The 8,376-nt window shown below is 46.1% G+C and carries 6 protein-coding genes; all 6 read left to right on the forward strand.

Annotated features, from left to right (window positions below; genetic code table 11):
- The first annotated feature begins 13 nt into the window (after window positions 1-13).
- The 6 genes from ACED45_RS07770 (at window position 14) to ACED45_RS07795 (ending at window position 8,166) form a co-directional block, all read left to right on the forward strand.
- A complete protein-coding gene (locus tag ACED45_RS07770; RefSeq protein WP_102344154.1) occupies window positions 14-478 on the forward strand; it encodes a hypothetical protein in 465 nt (154 codons plus the stop codon).
- A 99-nt stretch (window positions 479-577) separates the two neighbouring features.
- Complete coding sequence (locus ACED45_RS07775; protein WP_371713695.1) at window positions 578-2,020, forward strand: TolC family protein; 1,443 nt, start codon at window positions 578-580, stop codon at window positions 2,018-2,020.
- A gap of 11 nt (window positions 2,021-2,031) precedes the next feature.
- On the forward strand, window positions 2,032-3,774 hold the full coding sequence (locus ACED45_RS07780; protein WP_371713689.1) for an efflux RND transporter periplasmic adaptor subunit: 1,743 nt from the start codon (window positions 2,032-2,034) through the stop codon (window positions 3,772-3,774).
- Window positions 3,771-6,914, forward strand: coding sequence for an efflux RND transporter permease subunit (locus tag ACED45_RS07785; protein ID WP_371713690.1), 3,144 nt, complete (start codon window positions 3,771-3,773; stop codon window positions 6,912-6,914). The genes ACED45_RS07780 and ACED45_RS07785 overlap by 4 nt, the downstream gene beginning before the upstream one ends.
- Before the next feature lie 27 nt (window positions 6,915-6,941).
- Entirely contained in the window at window positions 6,942-7,547 is a 606-nt protein-coding gene (gene copI, locus ACED45_RS07790; RefSeq protein WP_371713691.1) for a copper-resistant cuproprotein CopI, read from the forward strand.
- 133 nt (window positions 7,548-7,680) lie between these two features.
- Window positions 7,681-8,166 (forward strand): hypothetical protein, encoded by a 486-nt coding sequence (locus ACED45_RS07795; RefSeq protein ID WP_371713692.1) that lies wholly within the window; start codon window positions 7,681-7,683, stop codon window positions 8,164-8,166.
- The last annotated feature ends 210 nt before the right edge of the window (window positions 8,167-8,376 follow it).

The raw sequence follows: 8,376 nt of genomic DNA on the forward strand, positions 1-8,376 counted from the left end.
TCAAAGGTAAGCTATGACAAACACATTCCGAAAAACTTGGATTATTGTTTTCAGCATCATTGCGATGTTGATGTCTAGCTATGCCTCAAGCTCCTCAGCCTTGATGACTGAAGTAATGATGATGGAAATGGGGTCGAGCAAGTCGGCTTGTTACCACAGCGATACTTCGGTTAATGATTCAATGGCAGGGTGTCATGTGATGAGTGAAGAAGTACACGCTGAAGACTCTAACATGAGTGCCCATGCTTTGATGGCTCAATTCGATATGCCTTCAATGAGCGAAGACGGCAGTCCGATGATGGGTAACCATTGTTCGAGTGCCGATTGCTGTGCCTCAATGTGTTCTGCAAGTCCCTATCCAATTCAGGCTGTTCAAGCCGTTGATCAACTTTCCTTTTCATTAGCTCGTTTTCAATCGGTCACGATTGGCCAGAAAGTCGCACGCGCTCAATCTTTGCTACGCCCACCTTCCGCATAAATCTATATCTAAAAATACAGCTCTATCAGTTAGATAAATCTGATAAGCCATTCTTTTTTATGCGCTAATTAGCGCTAGATATGGACATTCATTGTGAATATGAAACCAACAACCTCTGTGTTTGTCATGAACACGAGCTTAGTGGTTGCTGCTGCCTTGCCTATGGCCTTGTTTTCAAGTGCTACGCTCGCGGCTACCACGGCGTCAGCTTCAAATGCTCAACACATTTCAGCACATGACCAAGCAAGCTCGACGCAGCAACTCAATACACTGATTGAGATTGCTTTAAGCGAAGATGGAAATCGCAAACAGTACTTTGCTCAGTCTCAAGCGATGCGAGAAACGGGCATTGCCAGCGCGACCTTAATGGACCCGAAATTGAAAGTTGGATTTGGCGGTTTGCCTGTCGATAGCTTTCAATTTGACGAAGACCCGATGACCAATATATCGGTAGGGCTGATGCAGCAGTTTGAGCGTGGCGATACGCTTAACCTTCAACAGAAAAAGGCAGGCCAACAGGCAGATGCTTTAGCTTTGCAGGTGCAAGCAAGAGAATTGACGGTTGCGAATAGCATGACGCAGCTTTGGCTTGAGTTAGGTTATCAGCAAAAGGCTGAGTCGGTGATACGTCAAAATCGTCGTTTGTTGGTTGAGCTTGAAAACTATGTACAAACCAATTACTCGATTGGTAAAAGTGAAGCGCAAGATCTGCTTAATGCTCAGCTCCAAGTGAGCAAGCTTGATGAGAAACTTCAGGCAAACCAGCAGGTTCAGCGTCGTCTAATCTCTCAGCTTTCTGAATGGTTGGGTTCTGATTGGCTAGGCTCTCAGGTTCTTGATTCTCAGGGCACACTGAATGCAACTAACCAAATCGATTGGTCGTTGTTGGAAAGCAAATTAGCGACCAATATCGATTCATCCAAGCACTACCAGCTACTGACTGACCATCCTTTGGTTAAGATCTCCGATGTCAGTATTTCCTCCAATCAAACTCAGGTTGAGTTAGCAGAGCAAGCTTATACGCCACAGTTTGGGGTCGAAGTGATGTATGCACACCGTCAAGCCAACAACATGGCGGGTGAACCTGCTTCTGATCTGGTGAGTGCTTATCTGACAGTCGACATCCCGCTGTTTACAGGGAACCGACAAGATAAAAACTTATCGGCTGCTCAGTATCAAGTTGGTGCGGCTAAATCTCAAAAAGACACCTTACTTTCCCAAATGAACGCACAAGTGAACGCATTGCTGGTGGACAGATCAAATCTGATCCAGCGATTAGAGCGCTATCAAACGTCTTTGCTTCCTCAAACCGCAGCACGAATCAGTGCGGTTGAGAGGGGCTATCAAAACAATACCGCTCAGTTTAACGATGTCATTTTAGCAACGACCGATGAGTTGGCGCTTAAGTTAGAGCAACAACGTTTGATCACCGATCTCAACATCGTTAACAGCAAACTGGCGGCGTTAGTCAGTGGCTTTGAATACCAAGTAAACCAACCACAACTCAACTCAAGCGCAACTAAACACACAGCCAATCAATAAGGGAATAGACAATGAGTACAGTAAAAGTAGCAACAATCGCTTTATTGGTCGGTGGTGCATTGGGTTTTAGTGTGAATCACTTTGTCGTTGGGTCAGCACATAACATGTCAGCAATGGCAACGAGTACAGGCGCCGAAGTAAGTAAACAAACCAAGGATGAACCTCTGTATTGGGTGGCTCCGATGGACCCAAATTATCAGCGAGACAAGCCGGGTCAGTCACCAATGGGGATGGATCTTATCCCTGTATATGCTGACGATGTGAACGGCGGAGCCAAAGATAAGCCCGGAACCGTGTTTATTGATTCTTCTGTGGAAAATAACCTTGGCGTGAAAACCGCACAAGTCACGAGAGAAGCGCTATCACCACGCATTGAAACGGTTGGCTACGTGGCATTTGATGAAAGTGCGCTATGGCAAACCAACGTCCGTGTTTCTGGTTGGGTGGAAAAACTCTCCATCAACGCAGTAGGTGAGAAGGTAAACAAAGGTGATGTGCTTTTCACACTCTATTCTCCAGAGCTTGTTAAAGCACAAGAAGAGTTGATCAGTGCTTATAAAACGGGTCGTAAAGGTTTGATCAAAGGTTCGACTGAACGCTTAATTACCTTGGGTGTTGATAAGACTCAAATCCGCTCTATTACGCGCAAAGGCAAAGCTTCGCAAACCATTGAAGTCAAAGCGCCAGCTGATGGTGTCATCGCAAGCCTGAATATCCGAGAAGGTGGTTACCTTTCACCTGCACAAGCGGTGATCAGTGCAGGCCCATTAGGTGAAGTATGGGTTGATGCTGAGGTGTTTGAGCGTCAAGCGCACTGGATCTCGTCAGGCAGCAATGCGGTGATGACTCTAGATGCCATTCCCGGCAAAGAGTGGTTAGGTAATGTCGATTACGTGTACCCAATCCTTGACCCAAAAACTCGAACCTTGCGTGTTCGTTTGAAGTTCTCCAACCCAAATGGCGAGCTTAAGCCAAATATGTTTGCCAATATTGCGCTGAAACCCATCAGTGATGAAGCTGTCCTTACTATCCCAAGATCTTCGGTGATTCACTCCGGTGGTATGACTCGAGTGGTGATGTCAGAAGGTTCTGGCAAGTATCGCTCTGCTCGTATTGAGGTTGGTCGTGAAGCTGGCGAAAAAATAGAAGTGCTTCAAGGGCTGGAGCAAGGTGAAAACATTGTCACTTCTGCGCACTTCATGTTGGATTCTGAATCGAGCCAATCTGCTGATCTGTCACGCATCAATGGCGTTGAAGAAGAAGCTGAAACCGTGTGGGCAAATGGCGAAATTTCCGACGTTATGCAAGGCAGTCGCATGGTGACGATTAACCATCAGCCTGTTCCTGAATGGGATTGGCCGGGCATGGTGATGAATTTCACCTTTGCGGAAGGCTTGGACATGAGTGACGTGAAACGTGGTAAGGCGATTGATTTTGAGATGAGAAAGACAGAGTCAGGGCAGTACGAGGTTGTTGATTACAAGGTCAACAAACACAAGATCGCCGGCGAAGTTTGGGTAACGGGTGACATCACCATGTTGATGGCAGATTTTGGCATGATCACTGTAAAACATCAGCCAGTCCCTGAGTGGAATTGGAAAGCGGGTGAAATGAATTTCCAAGCCAGTGATGACCTTGATTTATCTGAGTTTGCCGAGGGTCAAACCATTCGGTTTCTAGTGGCGAAGCAAGGTTCTGATTATGTGCTCAAATCTCTCGAACCGACGAATAGCACGGGTGAGGGCGAACTATGATCAATGCAATTATTCGCTGGTCTATTAGCAACCGTTTCTTAGTGCTGGTTGCCACTGTCGCCATCGTATTTGGCGGTTTATACAGCGTTAAAAATACACCTGTCGATGCCATTCCTGATTTGTCAGATGTTCAGGTAATCATCAAAACCAGTTATCCGGGGCAAGCGCCACAAGTGGTCGAAGATCAGGTGACTTATCCATTGACCACCGCCATGTTAGCCGTACCGGGTGCTGAAACAGTTCGTGGTTACTCGTTCTTTGGTGATTCCTATGTCTATATCATCTTCAATGACGACACCGATATGTACTGGGCGCGTTCACGAGTGTTGGAGTACCTAAGCCAAGTTGCACCTAACTTGCCCTCGAGTGCTAAGCCAACACTAGGGCCAGATGCAACCGGTGTGGGCTGGGTTTACAGCTATGTTCTGCAAGATAAAACAGGTCAGCACGACTTAGCGGAACTTCGTAGTTTGCAAGATTGGTTCTTGAAGTATGAATTACAAACTGTAGAAGGCGTGTCTGAAGTGGCGACCGTTGGTGGCATGGTGAAGCAGTATCAAGTACAGATTGATCCTGCCAAGTTACGTGCATATGACCTGACGCTTCAGCAAGTCAACAAGGCAATCCAAGATGGTAATCAAGAAACAGGAGCGTCTGTTGTTGAGATTGCCGAAGCCGAACATATGGTTCGTACGACCGGTTACCTGACAAGCATTGAAGACATTCAATCTTTGCCGCTAAAAGTGACCGACAAAGGGACTCCGCTGCTATTAGGTGACATTGCTGACATTAACCTTGGCCCGCAAATGCGTCGTGGTATCTCGGAACTCAATGGTGAGGGCGAGGCGGTTGGCGGCGTTATCGTGATGCGCTTTGGTGAAAATGCCAGTGAAGTGATCGACTCGGTTAAATCCAAGCTTGCGGAACTGCAAGCAGGCTTACCTGATGGTGTCGAGATTGTCGCAACTTATGACCGTTCTACTTTGATTGATTCAGCCGTTGAAAACCTTTGGAAGAAGCTGGCTGAAGAGTTCATCGTGGTCGCCGTCGTGTGTGCGCTGTTCTTGTTCCATATCCGCTCATCACTGGTTATCGCGCTAAGTTTGCCTGTCGGTATCTTAGGCGCATTCATCGTTATGCATTGGCAGGGTATTAACGCCAACATTATGTCTCTTGGCGGGATCGCGATTGCGATTGGCGCCATGGTGGATGGTGCCATAGTGATGATTGAGAACGTTCATAAACACATTGAACGGACTCCGCTCACTGACAAAAACCGTTGGCAAGTGATTGGTAAGGCAGCAGAAGAAGTTGGCGCGCCGCTGTTCTTCTCTCTGATTATCATTACCTTGAGCTTTGTGCCTGTGTTCGCGCTAGAAGGGCAAGAAGGCAAGATGTTCTCGCCGCTTGCCTTTACTAAAACATACGCGATGGCTGCAGCCGCAGGTTTGGCTATCACACTGGTACCAGTGCTAATGGGCTACTTCATTCGTGGAAATGTTCTACCAGAGCATAAAAACCCGGTGAACCGCAGCCTAGTGGCGATGTACAAGCCGCTTCTGAACCTCAGCCTAAAATATCCAAAGGTGATGATTGTTATCGCACTTGGCTTAATGGCGTCTGCTTATTACCCAACCAGTAAGCTTGGTAGCGAGTTCATCCCTCCTTTGGACGAAGGGGATTTGATGTACATGCCAACTACGTATCCGGGTATTTCAATTGGTAAAGCGCGTGAGTTGTTGCAACAAACCAATAAGCTCATCAAAACCATTCCAGAAGTCGAAACTACGTGGGGCAAAATTGGTCGAGCAGAGACAGCAACCGATCCTGCACCGTTAACCATGATTGAAACTGTGATTCAGCTTAAACCGCGAGAACAGTGGCGTGACGGTGTCACTACGGAGTCTCTGCGTAAAGAGTTTGATGAACTGATTCAGTTCCCAGGTTTGACCAATGCGTGGGTGATGCCAATCAAAACCCGTATCGACATGTTAGCGACTGGTATTAAAACCCCCATTGGTATCAAAATCGCAGGCCCGGATCTGAGCGTGATTGAAAATATTGGTTCGCAACTTGAACCTATCTTGAATGGTGTCAGTGGTACGGCTTCTGTGTATGCCGAACGTGTGGCTGGTGGTCGTTATGTGACGATAGATATCAAACGTCGCTCGGCTGCGCGATATGGCTTGAGCATTAAAGAAGTGCAACAGGTTATCTCGACTGCGGTTGGTGGCATGAATGTGGGCGAAACCGTTGAGGGGCTAGAACGTTATCCAATCAATGTACGTTACCCACAAAGCTATCGTGATTCTGTCGTTAAGTTGCAGAACTTGCCATTGGTGACACCAAACGGAGCTCGTATTGCACTGTCTGATGTCGCGGATATTCGTTATGAAGATGGCCCACCGATGATCAAAACGGAGAACGCACGCCCTAACGGTTGGGTGTTCGTGGACATTGATGGTCGTGATTTAGGTTCTTACGTGGCTGAAGCGCAAAAAGTCGTTGCCGAACAAGTTGTATTACCGGCGGGTTACTCGCTCGCTTGGTCTGGTCAATACGAATACATGGAGCGTGCGAAGGAGCGTTTGAGTGTCGTTGTGCCGATCACCATCGCCATCATCATGTTGTTGCTCTACCTAAGCTTCCGCCGCGTCGGTGAAGTGATGATGATCATGGCAACACTTCCTTTGGCTATGGTGGGCGGACTGTGGTTGATGCATTTCCTAAATTACAACTTCTCGATTGCGGTGGGTGTTGGCTTTATTGCACTTGCAGGCGTTGCGGTCGAGATAGGCGTGATCATGTTGGTTTATCTCAACCAAGCGTGGCACTACAAAAAGCTCGATGCAGAACAAAACCAACAAACGCTTCAACAAGCTGATCTAACCGATGCCATTAGAGAAGGCGCAGGACTGCGTGTGCGCCCTGTGATGATGACGGTTCTTACGGTGATCATTGGTCTCATTCCAATTATGTATGGCGAGGGTACTGGTTCGGAAGTGATGCAACGAATTGCCGCGCCGATGATAGGCGGAATGGCTTCTGCGCTGTTGCTTACCCTACTGGTGTTGCCTGCAATCTTTAAGCTCTGGAAACAGCGTGAGATTACGCACAGCCAAAGCGAGACAAACAAATAAATAACTGAATTAATCTAAGGAACGATCATGAAAAAGACACTAATTGCTATAGCTCTAACACTGACTACAGCAACCGCGTTTGCTGCAATGGACCATTCAGCTGGTGACCAATCAAATATGGATCAATCAGGTATGGATCATTCGATGATGAAGAGCGGAGAAATGGATCATTCAAAAATGGATCACAGTATGATGACGAGTGGAAAGATGGACCATTCAAAGATGATGAATATGGATGGAATGATGGACATGGAAGGTATGTCAGAAGTTGGGATGCCAGCTAAAGGCGCGAAGCCCGATAAAGTGGTTCATGTGCTGCTAAGTGATGATATGAAAATCACATTTAAAAACAAGGTCGATATAGAGCCAAATGACGTGGTGCAGTTTGTTGTGATGAATACCGGCAAGATTGATCACGAATTCTCGATTGGTTCTGCTTCAGAGCAGTTAGAGCACCGTGAAATGATGAAAAACATGGGTAATCACGCTCACGACTCGGGCAGCAAAGTTACAGTTAAGCCGGGTAAAGCGAAGCAATTGCTGTGGCATTTCCATGGTGATAATAACGTAGAGTTCGCGTGTAATATTCCTGGTCACGCTGAAGCGGGAATGCTGAAAAAAATTGAGCTGTAGTATCGATTAATAAAGCGCACCAGACTTATATTGATTAGTTTGGTGCGTTTTCTTGTTTTTCTCGTATTAGACGATTAACTTTAATAAGTAAATAGAAAAATTTTAGTTAGAACAAGTAAGTAGGAGTTTAAGGATGAACAAAACAGTACTAGTCGTTGCCGTATCAAGTGCTTTATTAGCTTGGTCTAATTACAGCATTGCTGCTAAACCTGAGTGGGCTGGTAAAGGTAAGCCCGATTTAGAAGAAGTAAAAACGCTCGCTGAGGCTAAAAAAGTTGAAGGCGAAATTGATGATCGTGAGAAGCAGCTTGATTCAATGATCGAAGAGAAAAAGAAGAAAGCGAAAAAAAGTAAGAACAAAAAAGATAAGCAGAAAATAGATAAAGAACTCGACGATTTGGAAGACGAGAAAGAAGCCCTCGAAGAGAGTAAAGAGAAGCTCAAAGATAAGAAAGAAAAGCTTGAAGATGATATGGATAATGACGAAGAAAAGTCGGGATTAGAAAAGCAGAAAGACAAGAAAGCGGAACAAGAGCGTAAAGAAGAAGGAAAAGGGTCAGAAAAAGGCCAACAGCAGCGTGAAGAAAACAGCAAAAAGTGGTGGAACTTTTGGGAGTAATCCGAGGGCCTTACATCACCTATTCATTTCAACCAATCAGTACAGCTTTGTGTGACCGCTAAGTCATTGATTAAATGCTGTGTTCAGTTAAAGATAAGTCTCAACCTGTCCAGGAATACATGAACTAACTTGTATTGGCTGAGGCTTATCTGTAGCTAGGGCGTGTTGATCTTTGCTGTACATTTCGCGTTCAACAATACATCGGTAGCC

The organism is Vibrio crassostreae, from assembly GCF_041439375.1.
In the GTDB taxonomy this organism is placed as follows: domain Bacteria; phylum Pseudomonadota; class Gammaproteobacteria; order Enterobacterales; family Vibrionaceae; genus Vibrio; species Vibrio crassostreae_D.

Bases quoted from the DNA above. Each gene is read 5' to 3' on its own strand.
- ACED45_RS07770 (WP_102344154.1), top strand. From the start codon at position 14: ATGACAAACACATTCCGAAAAACTTGGATTATTGTTTTCAGCATCATT.
- ACED45_RS07775 (WP_371713695.1), top strand. From the start codon at position 578: ATGAAACCAACAACCTCTGTGTTTGTCATGAACACGAGCTTAGTGGTT.
- ACED45_RS07780 (WP_371713689.1), top strand. From the start codon at position 2,032: ATGAGTACAGTAAAAGTAGCAACAATCGCTTTATTGGTCGGTGGTGCA.
- ACED45_RS07785 (WP_371713690.1), top strand. From the start codon at position 3,771: ATGATCAATGCAATTATTCGCTGGTCTATTAGCAACCGTTTCTTAGTG.
- copI (WP_371713691.1), top strand. From the start codon at position 6,942: ATGAAAAAGACACTAATTGCTATAGCTCTAACACTGACTACAGCAACC.
- ACED45_RS07795 (WP_371713692.1), top strand. From the start codon at position 7,681: ATGAACAAAACAGTACTAGTCGTTGCCGTATCAAGTGCTTTATTAGCT.